The 21,341-nt window shown below is 55.8% G+C and carries 18 protein-coding genes; 15 read left to right on the top strand and 3 right to left on the bottom strand.

Features of this window, described 5'->3' with window-relative positions; genetic code table 11:
• Positions 1 to 120 precede the first annotated feature (120 nt).
• From ACFFT4_RS10355 to ACFFT4_RS10295, 13 genes are all read left to right on the top strand, one after another.
• Positions 121 to 1,050 carry an ABC transporter permease gene (locus ACFFT4_RS10355; protein WP_378047358.1) on the top strand — a complete coding sequence of 310 codons (930 nt, stop codon included), beginning with the start codon at positions 121 to 123 and terminating at the stop codon, positions 1,048 to 1,050.
• 27 nt (positions 1,051 to 1,077) lie between these two features.
• Positions 1,078 to 1,962 (top strand): carbohydrate ABC transporter permease, encoded by an 885-nt coding sequence (locus tag ACFFT4_RS10350; protein WP_378047356.1) that lies wholly within the window; start codon positions 1,078 to 1,080, stop codon positions 1,960 to 1,962.
• A 90-nt stretch (positions 1,963 to 2,052) separates the two neighbouring features.
• The gene (locus tag ACFFT4_RS10345; protein WP_378047355.1) at positions 2,053 to 3,585 is read left to right on the top strand and encodes an extracellular solute-binding protein; all 1,533 of its coding nucleotides are present in this window, start codon (positions 2,053 to 2,055) and stop codon (positions 3,583 to 3,585) included.
• A 264-nt stretch (positions 3,586 to 3,849) separates the two neighbouring features.
• Positions 3,850 to 6,534, top strand: coding sequence for a hypothetical protein (locus ACFFT4_RS10340; RefSeq protein ID WP_378047353.1), 2,685 nt, complete (start codon positions 3,850 to 3,852; stop codon positions 6,532 to 6,534).
• Positions 6,535 to 6,595: 61 nt separating this feature from the next.
• A complete protein-coding gene (locus ACFFT4_RS10335; protein ID WP_378047352.1) occupies positions 6,596 to 7,177 on the top strand; it encodes an SLOG family protein in 582 nt (193 codons plus the stop codon).
• Positions 7,178 to 7,479: 302 nt separating this feature from the next.
• Positions 7,480 to 10,995, top strand: a complete 3,516-nt coding sequence (locus ACFFT4_RS10330; RefSeq protein ID WP_378047350.1) for a carbohydrate-binding domain-containing protein — start codon at positions 7,480 to 7,482, stop codon at positions 10,993 to 10,995.
• Positions 10,996 to 11,186: 191 nt separating this feature from the next.
• The gene (locus ACFFT4_RS10325; RefSeq protein ID WP_378047349.1) at positions 11,187 to 11,798 is read left to right on the top strand and encodes a DUF2087 domain-containing protein; all 612 of its coding nucleotides are present in this window, start codon (positions 11,187 to 11,189) and stop codon (positions 11,796 to 11,798) included.
• Between the two features lie 107 nt (positions 11,799 to 11,905).
• Positions 11,906 to 12,355, top strand: a complete 450-nt coding sequence (gene lspA, locus ACFFT4_RS10320) for a signal peptidase II (protein ID WP_378047347.1) — start codon at positions 11,906 to 11,908, stop codon at positions 12,353 to 12,355.
• Positions 12,356 to 12,411: 56 nt separating this feature from the next.
• The gene (locus ACFFT4_RS10315) at positions 12,412 to 13,434 is read left to right on the top strand and encodes a stalk domain-containing protein (protein ID WP_378047346.1); all 1,023 of its coding nucleotides are present in this window, start codon (positions 12,412 to 12,414) and stop codon (positions 13,432 to 13,434) included.
• A 27-nt stretch (positions 13,435 to 13,461) separates the two neighbouring features.
• Entirely contained in the window at positions 13,462 to 14,058 is a 597-nt protein-coding gene (locus ACFFT4_RS10310) for a P-loop nucleotide/nucleoside kinase family protein (protein ID WP_378047344.1), read from the top strand.
• 224 nt (positions 14,059 to 14,282) lie between these two features.
• A complete protein-coding gene (locus tag ACFFT4_RS10305; RefSeq protein WP_378047342.1) occupies positions 14,283 to 14,909 on the top strand; it encodes a YqaA family protein in 627 nt (208 codons plus the stop codon).
• 20 nt (positions 14,910 to 14,929) lie between these two features.
• Entirely contained in the window at positions 14,930 to 15,736 is an 807-nt protein-coding gene (speD, locus tag ACFFT4_RS10300; protein ID WP_378047341.1) for an adenosylmethionine decarboxylase, read from the top strand.
• A gap of 50 nt (positions 15,737 to 15,786) precedes the next feature.
• Positions 15,787 to 16,002 carry a hypothetical protein gene (locus tag ACFFT4_RS10295; protein WP_378047339.1) on the top strand — a complete coding sequence of 72 codons (216 nt, stop codon included), beginning with the start codon at positions 15,787 to 15,789 and terminating at the stop codon, positions 16,000 to 16,002.
• Between the two features lie 106 nt (positions 16,003 to 16,108).
• Here the strand turns inward: ACFFT4_RS10295 and ACFFT4_RS10290 are convergent, their stop codons facing one another.
• The 3 genes from ACFFT4_RS10290 to ACFFT4_RS10280 form a co-directional block, all read right to left on the bottom strand.
• The gene (locus tag ACFFT4_RS10290) at positions 16,109 to 16,963 is read right to left on the bottom strand and encodes an aldo/keto reductase (protein ID WP_378047337.1); all 855 of its coding nucleotides are present in this window, start codon (positions 16,961 to 16,963) and stop codon (positions 16,109 to 16,111) included.
• A 93-nt stretch (positions 16,964 to 17,056) separates the two neighbouring features.
• Positions 17,057 to 18,133: a phosphodiester glycosidase family protein gene (locus ACFFT4_RS10285; RefSeq protein ID WP_378047335.1), complete on the bottom strand. Its 1,077-nt coding sequence runs from the start codon at positions 18,131 to 18,133 to the stop codon at positions 17,057 to 17,059.
• The gene (locus tag ACFFT4_RS10280; RefSeq protein ID WP_378047333.1) at positions 18,130 to 18,570 is read right to left on the bottom strand and encodes a hypothetical protein; all 441 of its coding nucleotides are present in this window, start codon (positions 18,568 to 18,570) and stop codon (positions 18,130 to 18,132) included. The genes ACFFT4_RS10285 and ACFFT4_RS10280 overlap by 4 nt, the downstream gene beginning before the upstream one ends.
• A 238-nt stretch (positions 18,571 to 18,808) precedes the next feature.
• On the opposite strand from ACFFT4_RS10280, the gene ACFFT4_RS10275 reads away from it, so the two are divergent.
• Both ACFFT4_RS10275 and ACFFT4_RS10270 read left to right on the top strand, forming a co-directional pair.
• Positions 18,809 to 20,599, top strand: a complete 1,791-nt coding sequence (locus ACFFT4_RS10275) for a sensor histidine kinase (RefSeq protein ID WP_378047331.1) — start codon at positions 18,809 to 18,811, stop codon at positions 20,597 to 20,599.
• Entirely contained in the window at positions 20,596 to 21,339 is a 744-nt protein-coding gene (locus ACFFT4_RS10270) for a response regulator transcription factor (protein WP_378047329.1), read from the top strand. The genes ACFFT4_RS10275 and ACFFT4_RS10270 overlap by 4 nt, the downstream gene beginning before the upstream one ends.
• The last annotated feature ends 2 nt before the right edge of the window (positions 21,340 to 21,341 follow it).

Raw genomic sequence — 21,341 nt, 5'->3', positions numbered from 1 at the left:
GGCCCGAACCTCAGCGAATAAAAACGAAGTTGCTTATTCAAACTTGTCGCTCCGTCGATGTAAGCGCTAAATTGGAGACCGTAAGCCGAGAGGCGAGGCAAGGAGAAGGGGGTGAGCAACTTGAGGAGAGCCGCGCGCTTCTTATCGGCCGATCTCGTCAAAAACCGTTTTTTGTACGTATTGGCTTTACCCGGACTCGTTTATTTCCTGCTCTTCTGTTATTGGCCGATGGCCGGGGTCGTCGTGGCGTTTAAGGAATACCGGATGGACCTGGGCATCTTCGGAAGCCCGTTTAACGGTTTGGACAATTTCAGGTTTCTGACGGTCGATACGGCATCGGTTCTGAAAGCGATCTTCAATACGCTGTTTCTGAACGCGCTGTTCATCGGAATCGGAACTTTCCTGGCCGTGCTGACCGCGCTTCTGGTGAACGAGATCCGCTTTGCTTTATTCAAGAAGGTTTCCCAATCGCTCATTATTTTGCCGAATTTCATTTCCTGGATTATCGTCGCCGTGTTTGCCTATAACTTCCTTAACACGGATTACGGCATACTGAACGGATGGCTGAAGGGCTTGGGAATCGATCCGGTCGGCTGGTACAATCGCGCCGAATTGTGGCCGGGCATTCTGGTCGCGCTGTATTCCTGGAAGACGGTTGGGTTCAACAGCATCATCTATCTTGCGGCCATTGCGGGAATCGACCAGGAGCAATACGAATCGGCGGCGTTGGACGGCGCGAGCAAGCTCAGGCAGATGTGGCACATTACCGTGCCCGGCATTTCCAAGACGATCATCATTTTGCTGCTGCTGGCGGTCGGCCGGATTTTCTACGGAGATTTCGGCATGATTTACGGACTCGTAGGCGATAACAGCCTGCTGTTCTCGACGACCGACGTTATCGATACTTACGTGTATCGCGCGCTGCGCACTTTGAACGACGTCGGGATGTCCTCGGCGACAGGCTTGCTGCAATCGGTCGTCGGCTTCGTTCTCGTCTTCGCGGTCAACGCCGTCGTCCGCAGACGCGACAAGGATTCCGCACTGTTCTAGAACAAGAATCCGGAAAGGAGTCAACCGATGAAGCACCGATCGCCCGGCGACCGCATCGTCACGGGATTCGCCTACGTTTATTTGCTCTTGTTCGTCATCGCCGCGATTATCCCGTTCATGACCATCGTCTCCACGTCGCTGACCGACGAGCGTTATATTCGGGCGAACGGATTCGATCTGTTTCCTCACGAATTGTCGCTGGAAGCCTACAGGTTCGTGCTGGGCAGAGGGTCCGCCATTCTGGACGCGTACCAAGTGACGGCGATCGTCACCGTGGCCGGCACTTTGTTGAGCCTGCTGCTGACGACGATGATGGCGTTCGCTTTGTCCCGGAAGGAATGGAAGATGGCGGGACCGATCTCGTTCCTCGTCTATTTCACGATGCTGTTCAACGGCGGCCTCGTTCCGTGGTATATCGTGACGACGAAGTATTTGCATCTGTACGATCATCTGCTCGCTTTGATTTTGCCGTATGCCATTAACGCGTTTAACCTGCTGATCATGAGAAGCTTCATCTCGACGATCGACAACTCGATTTTCGAAGCCGCCAAAATCGACGGAGCCAACGAAGTCCAGCTGTTGTTCCGGATCGCGCTGCCCTTGGCGCTGCCGGGAATCGCCACGATCTGCCTGTTCTATGCGATCAGCTACTGGAACGACTGGTGGCTTGGGCTCATGCTCGTCAGCGACAGGGAGCTGTATCCGCTGCAATTGCTGATCCGGGCCATCACGTCCAATATCACGTATGCGGCATCAGGCTCTGCGAATTCGTCGATCGCTGCGGCAGCCATCCCCAAGGAAGGCGTAAAAATGGCGACGACGGTGCTGACGATCGGGCCGATCATTTTGCTGTACCCGTTCCTGCAGCGTTATTTCGTTAAAGGACTGACGGTGGGCAGCGTTAAGGGATAAGCGAGAGCCGCGGCGCTTCCGCGAGGTTCGCATTTACGGCCGTACGGAGCGTTGTTTAAACAGATTGTTCAAAAAAAGGGAGGACAAGATATGCGCAGTTCTATTGGAAAATGGTTGGGAGTCGTTCTATCCGGCATGCTGCTGGCCGCATTGGCGAGCGCGTGCGGTTCATCTAATAATGGGGGTGCCGCGTCTCCTGGCGGAACCGTCGCGCTGTCGGAGCAGGCAAGCGAGTCGGCGCCAAGCTCGGAGCCGCTGCCGGTCGTGACGCTCAATATCGTCTATCCGGGAGATCCGCAGCCGGATCAGGATACGGTTACGGCGGCGCTGGAGAAGAAATTGGCGGAAGACGGAGTTAACGTGAAATTAAAATACCAATACATCCCTTGGGGCGACTATTACCAGAAGCTGCCGATCATGCTGACTACCGGCGATCAGGTCGACATCATGTGGACCGATCCGAATCTTCTGGGCACGTTCGTCAAGTCGAACTCGATCGCCCCGCTCGACGATGCGTTGGCTAAGAACGGACAGGCCATCGTCGCGGCGCTTGACGAGAAATACTGGCCTCCGGTCACGGTGAACGGCCAGAAATACGGCATTCCGGCCGGCGCTCTGGGTACGACGAAAGGGTATTACACGGCGACGCTGCGCAAAGATTTGCGCGAGAAATACGGCTTGCCCGAAGTGAAGACGATGGACGACCTGCTCGCGTATGCCGAAGCCGTCAAGACGAACAATCCGGAGATGATCGTATTCAACGAGCCTCCGGCCGGGTTCCTACGGGGAGAGCCGGTGCAAAGCACCGTTTCCGACGGCATCGTGTTCAACTACGCCACGCTGAAGGCGGAAGCGAAATACGATCGTCCCCAGTCGCTGGAGGATGCGCGCTATAGCCGGATGCTGTACGAGAAAGGGTATATCGACAAAGACGTGATGGTCGGACGCGACATCCGCGCCGATTTCAATTCCGGCAAAGCCGCCGTCGGCGGCGGAGACGTATACGAGTATAACAACTATTTCCGCAACATCGCGGTGGACGGCGCGGAGGTCGAGTTCGTGAAGATCCCGCTGACGACGGAGCCCTACATGCCCACGACGACCTGGAACTTCCAGAGCGTCGCGGCAACCTCCAAAAATATCGACCGGGCGATTCTGTTCCTGAACTGGATTCAGCAGAGCGAAGACAACTACGACATGATGACGAACGGGATCAAGGGGACGCATTACGACGTCAAGGACGGGGCGATCGTAGTTCCGGAAGGCGCGGATGCGGCCAAAATCGGCTACGCCCCTCCGGAGTGGATGTGGCAGAATCCGAAGTTCCTGAAGCCGAAAGCTTCCGACGCGCCGGATTTCATGCAGCAGCTGCAAGATTTCGATAAGAATACGAAGCTGTTCAGCCCGATCATGAGCTTTAACTTCGACCAGACGCCGGTCAAAACCGAGCTGGCCGCGATGAGCACGATCGAGAACAAGTACAAGTACGGCATTACGGCCGGCGTGCTGGACCCGGAAACCGCGGTTCCCGAGTATGGCGCGGAGCTGAAGAAGGCCGGTTTGGACAAAGTTATCGCCGAGTTCCAGAAGCAGGCGGACGCTTTCCTGGCCGCTTCGAAGTAATCGATAAGCAGGGCTTTCCCATTAGCAGAGTTGCTTAAAATGATCGACCAAAAAAGAAGGTGTATATACCTCCCTCCGATGCTATACGCTCCCGAAATCTGAATAGGAAGACCCGTGATAAGGTGATTTCAGGAGCGTATGAGGCAGTCTACGGGAGGTATATACACCTTGCACCTTTATTATCGATTATTTTCCTGAGCAACTTGACAGGGGACAGCCCCTCTTCCCGAGTTCGATTTAATTCTAATTTGGAGGCGTTTACACATGAAAAAGAAGTCGATTGGCTTTGCCGCAAGCCTGCTTTCCGTCTTTCTGGCCAGCGCTCCGGCCTATGCCAGCTTCAGCGCCGAATACGTGGCGGAAAGCGCGTCCACGGTAACCGTGCATCCCGGCGAGACGGGCAGCTTCTGGGTCGATTTGAAAAACGCGGGCAGCGATACGTGGCTGTTCGGCTGGCCGACCCACGAGGTCGTTTTGGCTCATACCGATAGCTCGTATTCGCAGGAAACGAGCTCGATTATGACCGGGTATGACAAATGGTTGAGCTACAGCCGTCCCGCAGCGCCGAATTATTCGGGAATTGCGACAGGGGGAACGGGCAGATTCCAGTTCGGCTTTACGGGACAGGAGGAGATCGGCACAAGCCGAGTGTACTTGCGCCCGGTGAAGGAGGACGGAACGTTCCTGGAGGATCTCGGACTCTGGTTCGACGTCAACGTCGTGCCCTACCCTTCGTTTTCTTTGGCCGCGGGCGCTCCGTCCTCCAATCAAGTCTCGTTAAGTTGGGCCAAATATACGGGAAGCGGGTTCGGCTCGTACAAGATTTACAAGTTTCCGAAAACCTATCCGCAATTGCGAACGTACTCGGGCGGAGACTGGAGCAAAAATTTTCAATACCTGCCGCAGATGCATCCTTATTACCTGGACGCGACGATCGCGAATTTGAATGCGCTTACTTATACAAGCTCGCTGGAGGACGAGAAGTCTTACGTCTACATCGTCGACGTCTGCGATGCCGCCGGCAATACGATTGCAAGATCCAACGCGATCGACGTGCGGAACGTCTCCAGTTACTTGGTCAAGCCTCAAGAGAGAGGCCAACGGATTTACTACGATCCGCAATTGGGAGATTACCGCAACACGGAGACGAGAGGGTACATCGAGAGCAGCATGCGGTGGAGCACCGATTCCGCGGAGATGCTGCTGGCGTTGAAGAAGCTGCCCGAAACCTACGCGCTCGCAACGACGCAGAATCTGGCCGATTTCGTGAAAGAGAGCATGCCGAGAGGACTGGCGACGCATCGTTGGGCGGATTTCCGTTACGGGCAAGGACAGAGCGTCTTCGTGGACCCGCAGTTCAAGTTCGACAACGGCATCTATCTCGTCACGGGTGATCTGAGCGTGCCGAGAATTACGTTTAAGGAAAGCACCTATGGAGCCGAGCCGCTCGGAGCGCTTCGGTTCGCTTACGGCTACGACGGACTGACGCCGATCGAACTGACGGCTCCGACGACGAGGTCGGTCACCTTCGATCCGGAGACCAATGCGATGATCGTGGAATTCTCGAAAGAAGAAAACCGGGTGCGCGTCTCCTTCAAGGTGACGATTCATGGAGGCGTAGCCGAAGTGGAAGGCTCGATCGTGCCGACGAGCGGCTCGGTAACGAATCCAAGGCTGATCGTGAAAGCGGCGAACAACGACGGCATCGGCAGCACGACTTTCTTCGACTCCGTGAAGCAGTGGGGGAGCCAGGCTTGGCTGCTCTACGACGACGGCCAAGGCTTCGTCAGAGGAGAGGATCTCGCCAAGAACAATCCGAGCCGGTTCGAGGGCATTCTGCAATCGAACGGCAGCTCTTATTTCAAATATAGCGGAACGTTGACGCAGGGCTCGACGTGGAACGAGTATTTGGAAAAGATCCGATTCGGCTCCCATATGCTCGGCGGGACGGCGGACAGCTACGAGCCGACGGTCTACAATTCTTCCACGTACGACAATTACTTGTTCGGCAGGCTGATGAATTACGGCTATCCGGTCATGGGACTGGCCTCGTGGAGCGCCGATCATCCGGCGGATACCGATGCGAGAGCGATCCTCAACGACGCCTTGGCCATCCTCTACAAAAATATGAACGATTATCCGAATCACAATTGGTCGTCGTTCGCGGACGTGACGAACGGTTCGTTATTTTACGGAGAGCTTGGACCGATTTTGTACGCTTTGTCGACGATGGCCGATATTGATTCTACGACGACCGTGTCCGGGAAAACCTACGCGCAATTGGCGCAATTCGTGTACGACAGATTTCCTTCGGCGGCGACCGGCTTTTTTGCGGGGGATAACGACGGGCTCGGCAACGCGATATACGGCATCCGGAAGTTCAAGGGGGCGAGCGATCCGAAAGCGCTGGAGTACGAAACCCATCTGCAGGACATCAACGTCAACAACAATAAGGGCTATTATACAACCAAAACCTATTTAGCCTACAGCGACAAGCAAAGTCCGAAGGCGCTGCAGGCGCTGAGCCATTTCCTTCAGCTTCCGCAGTGGGATACGAACGACGCGCTGGTGATCCGGAACGAGCTCGGGTACGCGGGGATGGGCGAGGCGCAGGCGTGGGGCGAGCTTCTGTTCGACGATCTCGAGCAAAGGTACGGAGGCGTCTATCCGCTGCTGATCGGGACGGATACGCGGCACGACTATCAGAATATCAAAGTGACGGCCATCGGATGGAACGCCGGAACCCGTACGCTGACGATGGGCTTCGACCGATTCTTCGAGGAACTGGACGTGTACACGGGAGCTTACGACCTGGAGAGCGTGAAGATCAACGGTACGACTTTGACCTCGGGCACGGACTATACGTTCGACCCCGTTACGCACATTTTGCGGATCATGAAGACGTCCAGTGCGGGAACGAATTTTACGGTAGCGGTAACGGTCGAATAGAGGCGGTCGGGGGCAAAATCTGCTACACTGATGGCAACGACTGCATCGCCAAGGAGATCGAATGAAAAACCTGCTGATTACCGGCTACCGCGCGCACGAGCTGGGCATTTTCGACCAGAAGCATAAAGGGATTCCTTATATTCGCCGGGCGATCGAGGCCCGGCTCATTCCTCTGCTGGAGGAGGGGCTAGAATGGATCATCACCCCCGGCCAGTACGGCGTCGATCTGTGGGCCTGCGAGACGGCGCTGGAGCTGAAGGAGCAATATCCGAATCTGAAACTCTCGATTCTGACCGCCTTCGCCGGACAGGAGGAGAAGTGGAAGGAGGACAAGCAGGAATACTACCGCAGCATTGTTAATCGCCTCGATTATTACAGCTCGGTCAGCAAGCAGCCGTTCAGCGGAGCATGGCAGTTCCAGGCCCGGGACGACTTGCTGCTCCGCAAGACCGACGGCATCCTGCTCGTCTACGACGACGAGGCGGGAGATGCGAGTCCGAAATATATGAAGACGAAGGCGCTGCGCAAACATGCGGAGGAAGGCTACGGCTTCATCGCCATCGGGGCGGAGGAAATTCAGAACGTCGCCAGCGAGCAGACTTACGGCGATTTCGACTATGACGACGAAATTCGTCAAAACTAGCGATTGTCAAGCGGCGAAATCTGTTTTATAGTATAGAAAACGTTTTCTATAACGATGGAATGCAGATTGAAGAGAAAGCGATTTGGAAAAAAGGCGCGCGCTGCGAAGGAGGCGCTTTTTTTTCAGCGGTTTTAGAAAACGTTTTCTACAAATAATGTCGAAACCCGGAGGAGGAGAAAAAGCGGCGGTTCAAGTGAAGTACGGGGCTGCGGTTAAGAAGGCTTTTCCGGCACGGGAAGCAACGGCGCTTCCGGCTTGGTCTGTTTCGTTTCTATTATCGTAAACGGAGGAGAAATGCAACGATGAAGATGGATATACGCAAACGGCTTCTGGCACTGGCTTTGGTCGGATCTTTGTTATTTGCCCTTAATCCCTTATTGTCGGCCGTAGCCGCAGGGGAAGAGGCGGGAGGAGGAAGCTCGGTAGGGGGTTCCGCCACAGTAACGGAGTCGGTATATTACCCCGACCTGCTCGGCAACGACAGCGTACGAAAGCCGTCCGAAGCGGGCGCGCTGCAGATCGTCGAAGAGAACGGAATGAAGACGTTGGCCGGGGAAAACGGGGAACCGATGCAGCTGCGGGGAATGAGCACGCACGGGCTGCAGTGGTTCCAGGAGATTATTAACGACAATGCTTTCGCGGCGTTGGCGGGAGATTGGGAATCCAACGTCGTCCGTCTTGCGATGTACGTCGGCGAGAGCGGCTACGCGACCAATCCCGCCGTCATCAAGCAAAGGGTGATCGACGGCATCGAATATGCGATCGCCAACGACCTGTACGTGATCGTCGATTGGCACGTGCACGATCCGGGCGACCCGAACGCCGACGTCTATTCGGGAGCGATGGATTTCTTTGAAGAAATTTCCGGCCTGTATCCGAACGACAAGCACCTGATTTACGAATTGGCCAACGAGCCGAGCAGCAACGCGCCGGGCGTCACGAACGACGCCGCCGGCTGGCGGAAGATCAAGGATTATGCCGAGCCGATCGTAGGGATGCTGCGGGAGAACGGCAACGAAAATATCATCATCGTGGGAAGTCCGAACTGGAGCCAGCGACCCGATCTGGCGGCGGACGACCCGATCGAGGACCCGAACACGGGCGAAGCGGACCCGAATACGATGTACACGGTGCATTTCTACACCGGCACGCATCTGTCGGCCGCCGACGGCTCGGACCGGCAGAACGTGATGAGCAACGCCCGTTACGCGCTGGAGAACGGAGTCGCGATATTCGCCACCGAATGGGGGACAAGCGAGGCGAGCGGCAACAACGGCCCGTATTTGGCCGAGGCGGACGTCTGGCTGAGCTTCCTGAACGAGCATAACGTCAGCTGGGTGAACTGGTCGCTGACGAACAAGAACGAGACTTCCGCGGCGTTCACGCCGTTCGTGCTCGGCAAGAGCGAGGCCACGAATTTGGACCCCGGCGACGACAAGCTGTGGTCGATTCCGGAGCTGACCGTGTCTGGCGAATACGTCAGGGCGCGTATCAAGGGCATTCCGTACGAGCCGGCCGATCGGACGCCCCGCGAGGAATTCTCGACGGTCGTCTGGGACTTCGACGACGGAACCGCCCAAGGATTCGGGGTCAACGGGGAAAGCCCCGTGAAGAGCGTGGAGCTTGCGGTCGAGAACGGCAGATTAAAGCTGTCGGGAATGGACGCGAGCACGGATATTTCCGAAGGGAATTATTGGCCCAACGTCCGACTGTCCGCAGACGGCTCCGCCGCGCGGCCCGATATTCTGGGCGTGGAGCAATTAACGATCGAAGTCTTCGCCGCCGAACCGGCGACGGTGGCGATTGCCGCCGTCCCGCAAAGCTCCACCCACGACTGGATGAATCCGAACAAGGCGATTCGGGCGCAGCCGGGCGATTTCGAGGAGCAGGACGACGGGACCTATAAAGCGACAATCGCGATCTCGAAGGCCGACGCGCCCAACCTGGCGGTCATCGGCGAGGACGGCTCGGACAGCACGATGACCAATATCATTCTGTTCGTCGGCGCGGTCGGCGCGGAATGGGTCGCGTTGGACAACATCACCGTGTCCGGGGTGCGGGAAGTCGTCGAGCAGCCGATCGTGCACGATCCGCTGGGGACGCCGACGCTTCCGTCCACTTTCGAGGATTCGACTCGTCAGGGCTGGGCCTGGGACGGTGGTTCGGGCGTCAAGAGCGCGTTGAAGGTTCAGCCCGCGAACGGAACGAAGGCGCTTTCCTGGGAAGTCGCTTATCCCGACGTGAAGCCTTCCGACGGTTGGGCGTCCGCGCCGCGCATCGTATTGGGCGGAATCAACGCGACTCGGGGCGACAACCGGTATTTGCTGTTCGATCTCTATTTGGACCCGGTTCGCGCGAACCAGGGAACGCTGTCGATCAATCTGGCTTTGGCGCCTCCAAGTCTCGGGTATTGGGCCCAGGCCGCCCAAAACTTCGATATTCCGCTGGATGCCCTGAACCGGCAAACCAAGACATCCGACGGATTCTACCATTACCGCGTTTCCTTCGACCTGACCCGCATCGTCGACGACAAGGTCATCGCCGCGGATACCGTGCTTCGCGATATTACGATCGTCGTGGCGGACGTTCAGAGCGATTACGCCGGTAAAATGTATATGGACAACGTGAGGTTCGGCAAAACCCTGGAATTGCCTCCGGGCAAAGGCAACAACAACAGCGGCAGCGGCGGCGGAGGTTCGGCCGAAACCGCGGACCCCAAGACCGAGCTCGTTCGCGAGCCGAAAGCGGACGCATCGGGCCGAATTTCGGTGACGTTGGGAGAAGGCAAGACCAACGCTCTTTTCCCCGCGGACGCGGCGGCATGGGCGGACGCCGGATCGCTCGCGGTGACGGGCGACGGCGGAGCTCTGGACATCCCGGGCAAGGTGCTGACCAGTCTGCTGGCGCTGCTGTCCGACGAAGAACGGAAAGGCTCGCAGCTGTCGGTGACGTTAAGACGGCTGGAAGCGGAGGAGGCGTCCGCCTTGGCGAAGAAGGCGGACGCCGGCAGCGCGGCCGAGCTGCGTCTGGCGGGGCCGCTGCTGGAGCTGGAGCTGTCGCTTGTCGCGAAGGACGGCCGGACGCTGAAGCTGGAGCGCTTCGATCCTCCGATCCGCTTGCGGGTAACCGCGAACGACGGGGCGAATCGCGACCTGGCGGGCGTCTACCTGATCGGGGACGACGGCAAGGTCGATTATCTGGGCGGCCAATGGCTGGACGGGGCTCTTGCGGTCACGGTCGGACATTTCAGCAAATACGCCGTCCTGGAATACGATCGGTCGTACAGCGACATTCCGGCCGCTTTCTGGGGAGCGGACGCAATTCGCAAGCTGTCCGCCAAGCATCTGGTGAACAGCGTAAGCGAGACGCGGTTCGCTCCGAGCGTTCCGGTGACGAGAGCCGAGTTTGCCGCCATGCTCGCGCGGGCGCTTGATCTTAAGGCCGGAGACGGCGCCGCGTTCGCAGACGTCGATCCGGGCCAATGGTATGCCGAAGCCGTGGCGGCCGCCGCGCAAGCGGGCATCGTCACGGGCGGAAGCGGAGGCTTGTTCCAGCCGGACGGCCGGCTCACTCGCGAAGAGATGGCGGTTATGCTCGTCCGCGCCTACGAGGCGAAGACCGGCAAGCGGGCGCCGTCCGGCAAGGCCGGGTTTAAGGACGACCGGAGCATTGCCGGCTGGGCGAGCGACGCGGTGAACGCCGCCTTCGGACTCGGCCTGGTGAACGGCAGAGGCGCCGAGCGGTTCGAGCCGCAGCATTTCACGACTCGCGCGGAGAGCGCGCAAGTCGTCTGGCGTTTGCTGGAAGCGATGAATTAAGCAAGAGGGGCTATTCCTTCGGTCATGAGCTTCGCGGCCGGGGGATCGCCCCTTCGTCCGTTTAAAATACGGCTGCGCATGCGATTTCGACCTGGAGATGCCGCTTCGTTGACAATGGGAGCGTTGTTCTCTATAGTTTAATTTAATGGATATCTAATTAGATGAAATCTAAATTAGTGGGGGCAGAAAACATGCAGCTCGATAAAGTCATCGCTTACCACAAAGCGCTCGCAGATCCGACGAGAATCCGGATGCTGATCCTGCTGGCGGGCGGAGAGCGCAACGGGCAGACGCTGGCGGAGAAGCTGGCGGTGACGCCCGCGACAATTACGCATCACGCCGCAAAGCTTCGGGAGGCGAGTCTGATCAACGAACGCCGCGATAAAAATACGATTTATTTCTCGTTAAACGATTATTTGCTGAGGGGCAACGCGGAGGCCGCCGTTCGCCTGATCTACCGGGGAACGGACGGAACAAAAGGAGAAAAGGATATGGAAGAGGAACAGGAACAGGAGAGAACGCGGGACTCGGTTATTCGGCATTTTTTCACGAAGGAAGGCCGCTTGAAGCACGTGCCGGCGCAGCTTAAGAAGAAGCTGATCGTTCTGGAGCATATCGTCTCTCGTCTGGAGTATGGGAGGCAATACGCGGAGAAGGAAATCAACGAGTTCATCGGGCAATATCACGAGGATTTCGCGACGATACGCAGAGAATTCATCATGCATCAGTTCATGTATCGGGAAGACGGCGTATACGAGCTGAATCCCCCGGAAATGTGGGCCAAATGGCAGCGCTTGTCCTGAGCGACGGCATACCGAGCCGCGGGAAAAGACAACCGTTACCTCACACGGCGGATTGCGCTATACTGAGGAAAACCGGGCGAGCCGGATCGAGGGAAGAGGGTCGGAATATGCCTTTTTACATTGTCGCGTTACTCGTCGTTGCCGCCGATCAGCTGACCAAAGCCTGGATAAGAATGCATCTCGAGGTGGGAGAGACGCTGTTCCTGTGGGGCAGGGAGTGGACCCGCTTCGAAAACAGCGGCATGGCGGGCAGCTTATTGCAGGGCTATGCCAGACTGTTCGGCGTGCTTGCCGTCCTGTTCGTGCTGGGCGTGCTGATCTACCGGAGAAAAGGGGAGGTGCGGGGCGTCCCGTTCGACATCGCGCTCGGCTTTCTCGTCGGCGGAGCGATCGGCAACGGCGTCGACCGTCTGTTATTCGGCCAGGTGACGGATTTTATCGTCCGCTCGAACGGCATTCTGAACGTCGCGGACCACGCGATCGAGATCGGCGCGGCGCTGCTTGTGCTGACCATGATCGTACGCTGGGCGAGACGCATAAGGGCGGAAAGGTTGTAGCTTTTCGGGAAAGAAATAGCGACTCTTTGGATGAATGACGAATGAAAGGCTGAGAGATGATGAAGAGGCTGATTACGGGAACGATCGCGTTTTTCTTTTTTGCAGCCTTGTTACCTATTCAAGCGAACGCCGCAGGAGAGGAACGCGGACCGGCGAAGCATCCGTTAGCCAGAGTGGCGGTCAACGGCGAGTATGTTGAATTTCCGGAGTCTCTTTCCGCAACGATTATAGACGGGCGCGTATTCGTTCCAATACGTCTCGTTCAGCATTCCCAGATTCAGGCCGACTATTTGTTTGGACAGGAACGAAACGGATTGTTCTACTTGTCCGTAAAGGGCCCTCTTAACTATATAACGCTAGCTTTCGGGAATGGAGTCAAGATGCTGCGGATATCCGACTACGACAGCGAGGATTCGCGTCAGGAAGAGCTGGGAGGAGCGGTCCCCTACATCCAAGGCGAAGAAGCGATGGTTCCTCTGAGAGTGCTCGGGGAAGCGATGGGGCTGGATGTGGAATGGGACAATGAAGCCAAAGTGGCCAGACTGGAAACGGACGAGAAGTATGAAGCGGAATTGGAATCCGCAGAGGAATGGGAAGAGGGGATGGGGGAGTACCCCGTTCACTGGGACGAGCAATTCGCGGAGCCGATTACGGAAGAGGAACTGTTGTCGTTCATTGAAGAGAATCGGCTGAGTATCGCCGATTACCGGTTGGAATACGAGTATGCGGCGATCGTTCTGGAAGTCGGAGAGCATGAATCGATTATATATACCGTGGATCGGCTTCGCAACGGTCAACTGGGCGCTCATGATTTAAGATTTTCTGCCGGAGAGAATGGAGAGGGGATATCGGTCAAGAAGGCGGCTGGATACCTTAGCGTTGCTATCCACGAAAAGGCAAGGCAGCATCAAATCGATTCTTGTATAGTATCTTTTTCAATTAATGGGGAAATGAAGAGGCTGAAGTTCGATATTGGAGACAAGCCCGGTTACTTGCTGCCAATAGGCCAGGATGTCACTTCGGGGAAGATTTATCTGTACGGAAACGACGGATTCTTTTACGAGAATTGGTTCTGGTGACCGAACCGGAGAAAGGGGCGTAACGAGGTGGCAAAACTCGTGTTTTTTATCGGCGGGGCGGCATCGGGGAAAACGACGCTGGCGAAAAGGCTGGCGGCCGGAAGCCGCGCGGCCGTGCTGGATATGGACACGCTGCTGAGACCGGCCGCGGAGGCGTTAATGACGCAGGCCGGACTGGACCCGAGCGATCGGGATTCGGCCGAATACAAGCGGCTGTGCCGAGATTTGGGCTACCGGATCACGATGGACGCCGCGTTGGAGAACGTGGAGCTGGGCAACGACGCTTATGTGATCGGTCCCTTTACGAAGGAGACGCAGGACCCGGAATGGCTTCGCGGAGAGCTGTCGAGAATCGGCCCGGCGGCCGCCGCCGTCGAAGTGAAGGTCGTAGTCGTCTACCTGGCCGATCCGGCCGTCTATCGCGAGCGTATTGAGCGCCGGGCGACGGAGCTGGACCGCTGGAAGCTGGAGCATTGGCCCGAGTTTAGCCGATCTCTGGCGAAGAGGACGCCGAGATGGCCTCTTCCGGACGGCAGCGTGCTGGAATACGACAATACGCCTCCGCTCGACATAAACGGCCTGGCCCGGCTGGAAGCTTTTATTCAACGAACCGGCCAAGCATGAAACTCGGCCGCTATCCTTGTCCGAATGGTCTCCATCGCAGCGCCTTCACCGTTCCAAGGACGCCGAAGGCGTATTTTTTTGCGAAAAAAACTGGTCTTTGGTCTAATTTGAAACTCGACCTTAACAAATTGAGTATATATTACTATAGGTCTAGAATTGAACCGAGGAGGACAGAAGGGACAGCGACGACCAACAACAACAGATCGTTCGGATAGGAGCCGGCTATGTTTCAAAACTTGATTGACGCTTTAATGCAATTTGGCATCTGGGGATTATTCATACACTCTTTCGCCGACGCGATCTTTTTTCCGATTCCCGCCTTTTTCCTGCAAGTGCCCTTAAGCTTGATGCAGCCTTCCAACGCATTGTGGCTGGCGACGGCCGGCTATGTGGCCTGTTTGCTTGGCACCCCTATCGGTTATTTGATCGGCAAGCTGCTAGGTCAATCCGTCCTCCATAAATTTCTGAAGAAATCATGGGTCGACAGCGCTACGCGGATGTTCCAGAAGAGCGGCGAGGCCGCGATCCTGATCGGTTCCTTTACCCCGATCCCGTTCAAGGTGTTCACGATCTTGTCCGGGTGCTTGAACTATCCGCTGTGGAGACTGCTGGCGTACGCGGCGTTCGGACGCGCGGTCAAGTTCTACGCCATCGGCCTGCTGTTCTACAGCTACGGCCGCGCAGCCGAAGGCATGGTGAAGGATATTTCCCTCTATATCGCCGCGATCGCGATTCCGCTCATCGTTATTTTTCTCCTGATCAAGAAGAGAATCGCCAAGAAGAAAGCCTCCCAAACCCCATCCCCGGACGCCGAAGGCGAATCGGACGAACGGATAACGGGTAACATGTAGAAAATGGGAGGGGATGGCGAATGCGGAAAACCGGCGAAGAACGGATTACGCTTCACGGCTTCAACAATTTGACGAAGACGCTCAGCTTTAACATGTACGATATTTGCTATACGAAGACGAGGGAAGAGCGCGAAGCGTATATCGCCTATATCGACGAACAATACAATTCGGAACGGCTGACCCATATTCTGAGCGCCGTGTCCGACATCATCGGAGCGCACGTGCTGAATACGGCGAAGCAGGATTATGTTCCGCAGGGAGCCAGCGTTACCTTGCTCGTGTCGGAGGGACCGATCGTGGAAGTGCCGCAAGCCTCGTACGACGAATCGCCCGGCCCGCTGCCGGGCAACGTCGTCATGCAACTGGACAAGAGTCACGTCACCGTGCATACGTATCCGGAATATCATCCGAGCGAGGGCATCAGCACGTTCCGCGCCGACATCGACGTCTCGACGTGCGGCGAAATTTCCCCGCTTAAGGCGCTTAATTTTCTGATCAACTCGTTCGACACCGACATTATGACGATCGATTACCGCGTCAGAGGGTTTACGAGAGACATTAACGGCGACAAGCTGTTTATCGACCACAGCATCGACTCCATCCAAAATTACATTCCCGAAGAAATCGTGCGGCAGTACGACATGATCGACGTTAACGTGTACCAGGAGCATATTTTCCATACGAAGTGCAAGCTGCGCGAATTCGATCTGGACAATTATTTGTTCGGCTACGGCAAGGACAAGCTGAGTCCGGAGGAGCAGGAGGAGATCGCGAGCCAGCTGCAGGCGGAGATGGACGAAATCTTTTACGGAAAAAACAGGACTTGAACCGGCCCGGTGTTGTAAAATAAACGGGATACGATCATGGGGGCGAGAAGATGGACGACAGTCGCGCGAATCCGGCCGGCGGCGGCCAGGACGGGGACGAAGGGAAGAAGCCGAGTCAGGCCGAAGCGATCAAGCGCATTCTGGAGCGCAAGAAGCAGGCCCGCCAAGGCGGGAGCGGGAAAGGCGGCTTCTCGACGGAGACGAAGAAGATGAAGACGCAAATTCACAAGGTGCAAAACAACCAGAAGCGGCGTACGGGTGTCTGATCGCCCGGGCCAGCCGTATTCGACGCAGCAGAAGGCTTTGTCTCCCCGCGGAATCGCGGAGCGGACAAAGCCTTCTTTCGAATGTGTATGGAGGGACCGGAGCGGCTTAGAAATTAAAGTTGTCCGGATCGGACCCGACCCGCTGGTTGCGGTTGAGGGCGTCGATGGCGGCAACGTCTTCCCGGCTGAGCTCGAAGTCGAACAGCTCCGCATTGGCGGCAATCCGCGCCGGCTGAATCGATTTCGGAATGGTGACGATTCCGCTCTGCAGGTTCCAGCGAAGCACGACTTGCGCGGCGGTTTTGCCGTATTTGGCGGCAAGCCCCTCGACGACCGGGTCCTTAAGCACGAGCCCTTGGGCCAGCGGGGACCAGGCTTCGATCTGAATGCCTTGGGAGCGGGCGAATTCGCGAGTCTCCACCCTTGTCAGGTAAGGATGCAGTTCGATTTGGTCGACTGCCGGCACAACTTCCGCTTCGGTCAGCAAATCCTCCAGATGGTGGGCGAGGAAGTTGCTGACGCCGATCGCCCGGACTTTGCCGGACTTGTAAATGTGCTCGAGCGCTTTCCACGTTTCTTTGTATTTGCCCTTGACCGGCCAATGGATGAGGTAGAGGTCCAGATAGTCGAGTCCGAGCTTCTTCAGGCTGAGGTCGAACGCGTCCAGCGTCGATTGGTACCCCTGGTCGGAGTTCCACACCTTGGAGGTGACGAACAGCTCTTCGCGAGGCACCGAATATTCGCGGGCCGCTTCCGCGATCGCTTGTCCGACGCCTTCCTCGTTCCGGTAGACCGCTGCGGTATCGATGCTGCGGTAACCGAGCTTGATGGCGGTTTTGACCGAATCGATCACTTCGTTCCCTTCCTGAACCTTGAATACGCCCAGTCCGAACCACGGCATGCGCACGCCGTTATTCAACGTTACCGAGTCTTGCAGATGAGAGGCGGTCGCTTGACTCATGATCAATCTCCTCCAATTCGTATAGGATTAAATCCTTTTACCAGTATAAGCCAATGGACGGGCAAATTCAAAACGGCGTTTCGACATCATCAATCAGGCAAAAAACAAAAAGTTCGTCGGCAGCTTGCGAAGCTGGCCGTCGGACGGATTGTTGACGACGCGCCCGTTCCAGACGAGCGACGTCGAGCCGCCGCCGTCGAGATTGTAGCCGTTGATCGCCCCGAAGCGCTTCAGCAAAATTTGCAGCTCGGCCAGCGTCGCGCCCGAGCTGCCCTTCTCGTTGTAGCCGTCGACGACGAGGAACAGCAGCTGGTCGTCCTTGTAGTTGGCGATGACGGTGCGGGGCGCGCGCTTCGGACTGGTCTGCCACTTGGCCGGAATTTCCGTCGAGCGGCCGTTCTGCAGCAGAATCGGCACGAAGGAGGCGCCGAACTTCGGATTATGGGCGTCGAGCTGCGACTTGCTCGAGAACTTGCCGCCGATCAGCTTGTTGCCCTCGCTCATGCCGACGAAGAACAAATCCTTGATCGTCGGCTGGAAGCCGCCTACGTATTCGCCGTCGACGATCGTCGTGCTCAGCGGGTAACGCTTGCCGCCGCCGTCCGCGAAGCCGCCGCCGTTGACGCCGATGGCGGCTTTGTACCGTTTGACCGCCTCCAGCGTCGTTTCCGAGCCGCCCTCCTCGTCTTTGCCGAGCGCGAGCATCATAGCGTCGTCCTTTTTCAGCTTGATTTTTAACGCGTACGCCTTGAAGTTTTGCGTGTTCAGGTAGAACAGCTGCGCCGTCAGCTTGTCCGAATTCATCGTGGAGGCCGGCTTGCCGAGCTTGCTTGTAATGCGTTTGTCGTAAATCTGATAAGGCCGGGAAGCCTGCTTGGAGGCGACTTCGGCAATCTGGTTCATGTCGGCGTTCGTCTTGTTGTACAGCTCGACCTGCTTGCGGATCGATTGGCCGGTGCCTTGGGCGAGACTCTCGGCGGCGCTCAGGCCATCCCGGGCCGCGGCCGTGCCGGCGCTCCAATCGGGAGACGACAGCTTATGGGCCGGATAGGCCGAATCGGACAGCGCAAGCTCGACGTTGGAGACGAGCAGCCAGGCCAGCAGTCCGAGGAAGGGCGCGGTCGCCAGGAGCAGCGTCCGGTTCATGGAGCGGATCGCCGCGGCGCTCATTTCAGCACGTCCAGGCTTTTCTTCAGCTCGTTGAGCTGTTTTTTCACTTCCGCCAGCTGCGTGTACAGCTTGTTGCTGTTGTCGGTTTTCGTGTCGGCGTTGTCCTTGGCGAAGGTGAGCAGCTCGTTCAGCGTCTGAACCTGGCTTTCCAGCTGCGTCATCTGCTCTTCGAAGTCGGTTTCCAGTTGGGCGAACCGGCTTTCGTAATCCTGCTGCATCGCCGCGAGCTGCGCGGCCGTCTGACGCTCCAGGTCCGCGGACACCTGCCGCTGAATCCGGTCGGAATACCATTTCGTTCCGTAGACGCCCCCGGCGATCAGGGCGAGCCACAATATGGCGAAGAAGATTGCGGCGCCCGTGCGCTTGCGCCGGGGCGATCTTTCTCTGTAAGTGTCGGCAGGTACAGCATAGTTGTTCTCTACTCCTGAATCTCTCATCTCTTTTTCCCTTGCACCTCTCTTGTTGTCTCCCGATATCCCGCGGACATCAGATTAGCCTGTCGAAATATGAACGCGAGACAAGCCGTAAAGTTGCACTCTTCATCGGATTGTAACATACTTTCAATCGTCGAACGGCAATCCGCGCCGAGGGATTCGCGCTGCGGACTGCATGTTTTGACGTCTGGTCAAGTTGAATATAATATGAAGGGGATTAATAGCAGGAATCGCCGTTTTAATGAAAAGAGGGGTTCTCATCCGCAACTTTTTCTTGCGAACGCTAAAGGGCAGAATGACGCTATACTATTGCACAATTTTCATCGTATTTATCGGATTGCTGGGGGGAACTATCTACCGGCTGGTCATGAATGTGATGCTCGATCAGATTTTGCAATATACGGAAAAGATCATTGAAGAGAAGCAGAGCAGCATCGATACGTATTTCGGCCAAGCGGTCAACCTGGTTCAAATCGCCGCCGGCAGCCAGGTGCTGCGAGATGTCGTTAACCATCAAGACGAAACGGACAGCGTTGCAAAGCTCCGGTATCAAAGGCAGGCCAACGATTTTTTTACGGATATTTTACGATTTAACAGCAAAGTCAAAGATATTCTGATCCTTAACGACAAAGGCTATATTATGAATCAATCCGGAGCAACGGTCGATAGCGGCTACCCTTTTTTTGAACAGGCGTGGTTCAAGAAGATCGAAGCTCGTTTATTCCAGGTTGCTTTTTTAGGCGCACATCCCCAGGATTACTATCTGATCGGGAACCATAATGAGGCCAAGGTCGTATCCGTCATGGCTCCGATCTATGACTTGGATCGCCAGGTATACCTGCTGTGCAATTTAAATATCGAGGGTATCGAATCCATCAGCAACGAGACCCGCATTGAGAAGACGGGTTTCATCACCATTCAGGATCATGACAACAAGCCCGTCTATAAACCGACAGACATGCCGAACGTTTTGAGCGCGGAGCTTGACCATTCGCAATATTTCAATCAAGAGAAAGGCCACTTTGCAATCGGTGCCGGAGCCGATAAGTATTTGGTGGTCTATACGACGCTTACGATATCCAAATGGCGGGTCGTCGCCTATATCCCCTACAGCGAAATTTATGAACACACGTATATTATTCGCAATATTGTGCTGGCTTCCATTCTTACGGTTATCGTCTTAATCGTTCTCACCTCCATTCTGGTCTCCGCGAGAATTAACAAACCGCTGCTGCGGCTGATGAACAAGATGCAAATGATCGAGAGTGGACGAACGGATGTCGTCCTGCAGGATAACAGCACGATTGAAATTGAGAAGCTGACGCGGCGAATCGATTCTATGATTTTGAATATCAGAGCGCTTACCGAGGATAATTTTCGCTATAAGCTGCAAAACAAGGATATGGAATTGAAAATATTATTAAGCCAAATTAATCCGCATTTTTTGTATAATACGCTGCAATCGATTAAAGCTCTGGCGGTAACCCGAAAGACGGACGAAATTAGCAGAATGGTGACCCTGATCGGCAATATGCTGCGATATGCGATTAATTCCACCCAGAACGCAGTAACGATTCAGGAAGAAGTCGAGCACATCAGCAACTATTTATCGATTCAGAATTACCGTTATCCCGGCAAGTTTAAGTATGAATTCGCAATACCGGACGAGCTTCGGGCGGAGCTGACGCCCAAACTGATTTTGCAGCCGATAGTGGAGAATGCGATTGTTCACGCGTTTCCACAGATGGAGGAAGGTTTGATCCGCATTAACGTTCGTGAGGACGGTGCGGATATTCGCATTGAAATTGTCGATAACGGAAAAGGTATGACTCAGAATGAGTGGATTCAATTGACGGACAAGCTGTCATCTGTCGATCACGAAGACGGGTATAAGGGCGGCGTCGGATTGCGCAACGTTCATCAACGCATTCACAATCGATACGGCGCTCCGTACGGCGTCACGATCCGCGCCGGGCTGGAATCCGGCCTGTGCGTGAGTATTCTGATCCCCAGATTGAGAGGTGCGACATGATCAAGGCGATATTTGCCGACGACGAAATTTTGACGTTGGAGATGCTCGAGCTCGTTATCGACTGGAGAAAGCTGGGGATTGAAATCGCAGGCAAAGCTGCAAACGGGCTGGATGCGATGGAATTGATCGAGCGCGAAAACCCGGATCTGGTGCTCACGGATATTCTGATGCCGCACATGGACGGAATTGAACTCATTCGAAGACTTTCCCGGTCACATCCGCACATCAAAGTAATCATTTTAAGCGCGTACGGGGAATTTCAATATGCTCAGGAAGCCATCCGCTGCGGCGCGATCGGGTATTTGGTCAAGCCGATTGACGAGCTTGAGCTGGAGGAATTAATTAAACACAGCGTGCTCGGCAGTCAGAAAGTCGAGACGTCCGGCGGCATCTCTCACGATAACAGCAATGAACTTGTCAGGAATGCCAAGGCTTACATTCACGACAACTTTAACCGGCAAATTTCTTTGGATGCCATCAGCAATCACGTGTTGATGAGCAAAAATTACTTGAGCTCGCTCTTTAAAAGGGAGACGGGAATCAACTTATGGGACTATGTAACGTTGGTACGAATAGAACATGCCAAAAAATTGCTGTCAAGCTCCCGCATGAAAAATTATGAAATTTCAGCACGAATCGGCTATGAAAACCCCAGCTATTTTACCAAAATGTTCAAAAAAGCAACCGGCATGCTGCCGCAGGAATACCAAAACAGCGTCAAGGAAAAGGGAGAATCGTAATA

It is taken from the genome of Cohnella cellulosilytica (genome assembly GCF_042431195.1).
Classification (GTDB): domain Bacteria; phylum Bacillota; class Bacilli; order Paenibacillales; family Paenibacillaceae; genus Cohnella; species Cohnella cellulosilytica.
The sequence above is the reverse complement of the archived record's forward strand: the minus strand, read 5'-3'. Positions and strand labels throughout refer to the sequence as shown.

Bases quoted from the DNA above. Each gene is read 5' to 3' on its own strand.
- speD (WP_378047341.1), top strand. From the start codon at position 14,930: ATGCGGAAAACCGGCGAAGAACGGATTACGCTTCACGGCTTCAACAAT.
- ACFFT4_RS10285 (WP_378047335.1), bottom strand. From the start codon at position 18,133: ATGAGCGCCGCGGCGATCCGCTCCATGAACCGGACGCTGCTCCTGGCG.
- ACFFT4_RS10305 (WP_378047342.1), top strand. From the start codon at position 14,283: ATGTTTCAAAACTTGATTGACGCTTTAATGCAATTTGGCATCTGGGGA.
- ACFFT4_RS10295 (WP_378047339.1), top strand. From the start codon at position 15,787: ATGGACGACAGTCGCGCGAATCCGGCCGGCGGCGGCCAGGACGGGGAC.
- ACFFT4_RS10335 (WP_378047352.1), top strand. From the start codon at position 6,596: ATGAAAAACCTGCTGATTACCGGCTACCGCGCGCACGAGCTGGGCATT.
- ACFFT4_RS10340 (WP_378047353.1), top strand. From the start codon at position 3,850: ATGAAAAAGAAGTCGATTGGCTTTGCCGCAAGCCTGCTTTCCGTCTTT.
- ACFFT4_RS10315 (WP_378047346.1), top strand. From the start codon at position 12,412: ATGATGAAGAGGCTGATTACGGGAACGATCGCGTTTTTCTTTTTTGCA.
- ACFFT4_RS10350 (WP_378047356.1), top strand. From the start codon at position 1,078: ATGAAGCACCGATCGCCCGGCGACCGCATCGTCACGGGATTCGCCTAC.
- lspA (WP_378047347.1), top strand. From the start codon at position 11,906: ATGCCTTTTTACATTGTCGCGTTACTCGTCGTTGCCGCCGATCAGCTG.
- ACFFT4_RS10280 (WP_378047333.1), bottom strand. From the start codon at position 18,570: ATGAGAGATTCAGGAGTAGAGAACAACTATGCTGTACCTGCCGACACT.
- ACFFT4_RS10290 (WP_378047337.1), bottom strand. From the start codon at position 16,963: ATGAGTCAAGCGACCGCCTCTCATCTGCAAGACTCGGTAACGTTGAAT.
- ACFFT4_RS10270 (WP_378047329.1), top strand. From the start codon at position 20,596: ATGATCAAGGCGATATTTGCCGACGACGAAATTTTGACGTTGGAGATG.
- ACFFT4_RS10345 (WP_378047355.1), top strand. From the start codon at position 2,053: ATGCGCAGTTCTATTGGAAAATGGTTGGGAGTCGTTCTATCCGGCATG.
- ACFFT4_RS10275 (WP_378047331.1), top strand. From the start codon at position 18,809: ATGAAAAGAGGGGTTCTCATCCGCAACTTTTTCTTGCGAACGCTAAAG.
- ACFFT4_RS10330 (WP_378047350.1), top strand. From the start codon at position 7,480: ATGAAGATGGATATACGCAAACGGCTTCTGGCACTGGCTTTGGTCGGA.
- ACFFT4_RS10325 (WP_378047349.1), top strand. From the start codon at position 11,187: ATGCAGCTCGATAAAGTCATCGCTTACCACAAAGCGCTCGCAGATCCG.